General features: G+C 73.1%; 1 protein-coding gene. It reads left to right on the plus strand.

Annotated elements, in window-relative coordinates; all coding sequences use genetic code 11:
- The coding region (locus tag LCD31_RS28800) for a hypothetical protein (protein WP_224963326.1) at positions 1–194 on the plus strand (194 nt) is incomplete at its 5' end.
- Positions 195–490: the final 296 nt, after the last annotated feature.

Below are 490 nucleotides of genomic sequence, written 5' to 3' on the forward strand. Positions count from 1 at the left end.
TTCCGATCTGGGCCGCGTCGTGCGGGCCGGTGGATTCGCGGTGGCACGGGGTGCGGCGGTCCGATGGTGGTGCGTTGCCTGCGTGGTGCGGGGTGTTCGTGTACGGGCCGGTGCACCTGCGGCGGGGTGCGTGTCCGGACGGCGTGTTCGATCGGGACGCCTGCCGGGAGTGCGTGGCGGTGGGTGATGGGTGAGCGGCATTTCTGGCGTCCTGGGGGGATTCCGTGCGGCACGCGTTCCGGGGTCGTCGGTGGTGCGGTGAGTCGAGTGCGGTGTCGGTGTGCGGTGCCGGGGTGGAGCTGACGTCCGATCCGTCCGAACAGGACTGGGTGGTGGCGCCGACCTGCACCGGTTGCAACGAGCTGCTGCGCGCCGAGCTCCCGAGGCCTGCGCCGGGTCTGTTCGGCTGACGACTCCCGGGTCGGACGGGACCCCTCTCCCCGTCCCGTTCCCGTCCCGGGCAGGCCTCCCGCCGGTCGCGGCGCCGGAA

This window comes from Saccharopolyspora sp. 6M (genome assembly GCF_020176775.1).
Taxonomy (GTDB): domain Bacteria; phylum Actinomycetota; class Actinomycetes; order Mycobacteriales; family Pseudonocardiaceae; genus Saccharopolyspora_C; species Saccharopolyspora_C gregorii.